At 63.6% G+C, this 1,710-nt stretch carries 2 protein-coding genes; both read right to left on the minus strand.

Annotated features, from left to right (window positions below; genetic code table 11):
- Nucleotides 1-86: 86 nt before the first annotated feature.
- Nucleotides 87-506 (minus strand): DUF4214 domain-containing protein, encoded by a 420-nt coding sequence (locus AAF184_25890; GenBank protein MEO0425788.1) that lies wholly within the window; start codon nucleotides 504-506, stop codon nucleotides 87-89.
- A 284-nt stretch (nucleotides 507-790) separates the two neighbouring features.
- Nucleotides 791-1,710 (minus strand): hypothetical protein (locus AAF184_25895; protein MEO0425789.1); only part of this gene is annotated, 920 nt, incomplete at its 5' end.

The raw sequence follows: 1,710 nt of genomic DNA on the forward strand, positions 1-1,710 counted from the left end.
GGGGTCGTACTTGAGCTCGAGATAGGTCGTGGGCGGGATGACGCAGCCGGCGAGGACGAGCCCCGCCAGCACAAGTGCGATGCGCATCAGGGCCTCCAGATCTCATACTGAGTGTCGAGAGTGCCGCGCGGAACCGGGAACACATCGCCGCTTTCATCCTTGAGGCGGACGAGGTTCGCCTGCACCTCGACAACCGTCCTGCGAGAGCCCGTGCCCTTGTGAACCAGCAGCATCTCAGGCTGGACAGTCTGCGAGAGCGGCGCGCCGGGCCGCAGATCAGGAGCCGGCCCAGGCGTTGGAGGGGGCGAAGGCAGCGTGACGGTGCCCGTATAGTCAATCTGGGCCGCTCGAGCCTGCGCCTCGTTTGAAGCCATGATCTGCGCCAGAACCTCCGGTCCTGTCATGGTGCCCGCACGCAGGTGGCCAAGATAGAAATCCTTGCCACCAGCGTCCGGAGCGCGGTGAAGGGCAGCCCAATAGATCAGGTCGATTGCATCCATCTGCATCAGTCCAGCCCCCTCACTTGACGGCTTAGGCAATAAGCGCTGAGGAGACGGGAGACCCCAAGATCAAGAACTCCAGCGCACCCAAGGCTGAGACCGGCTTGGGCCTTGGTAATGCCAGCAGCGACGCGGCCGACCTGGGTTCGGTCTTGACTCAGGTCGTTCGCGGCGGCGATCCGGGCGTTGTAGAGATCAACGGCAGCAGGATCGATTGCGCAGGCCGAAAGCGAACAGGCCAACGGTCCCGCCAGTAGCAGTTTTTGAAGCCTCATCATTTCCTCCTTGGGTTAGGCGGCCAGGGGCTTCCTCAGCCGCTCGGACATGGCGTCTCGCAAACGACGGCGTTTGGTCTCGTTCCATGCGCCACCGGCCACAGCGATGCCGTGGAGACGCCGCACGCCGGGGTCGGCGTTGTTGTCGGTCGCGAGGGTGTGCATGACGTGCTCGATCGTCGTGCCGTTCTGAAGCACGTCGTCGCCAGCGCTTGGGGCGAACATCGCGTGCTCGTCGCCGAACATGTTGTACATGCCGGCCGTCACGACGCCGCCGGCCTGGTTAAGGCTCCAGATCATCTCAGCGAGGATGCTGCCCGTGATCGCGCTGGCATTGCGGAACTCGAGCTGTCGACCGGTGACATTCCCGCGCCGATCGGTGTTCATGTTGACGCGCGCGCCGTTATCGATCCGATTGAAGAAGCCGACGAAGTTCTGCGCGTTAGAAACGCTCGTCCAGGTATTCGACGTGCTCACTACTGAGATGAAGTCGGTGAGGTCTGTGATCTCCTGCCCCACGTCCACACCGGCGAACTCCTGCCAGTCATCGGTGACCGTACTCAGGTCAGCTTCAACCGTGCCTCTGCCGTCCGGTAAGATCCGGAAGACTGGCGTCGGGCCCGCATCGGTGAAGGTCTGGTGCCGGTTGTTCCCGGACAGATCCTCGATCCACCGTACCGGATCGCCGTCATTGACGACAGGAACCGTCCCTGCCACGTCCTGGCGCAGGTGGGCCGGATCGTCGAAGAGACGGAGCACCGAGTTGATATCGGTGCCCACAACGCTCTGAAGCTCGGTCAGCACATTGCCGACGAACACGTGCGGGGCCGCCAGAGCCGCAGCGTGGTGCGGAGCATGATAGGTGACCCCATCGCGGCGCGCGCCGGTGATGTCGCGCACAGGCGCCCAGGGATCGGTCGCGTCGTCTCGAACCA

The organism is Pseudomonadota bacterium, from assembly GCA_039815145.1.
In the GTDB taxonomy this organism is placed as follows: domain Bacteria; phylum Pseudomonadota; class Gammaproteobacteria; order Steroidobacterales; family JBCBZW01; genus JBCBZW01.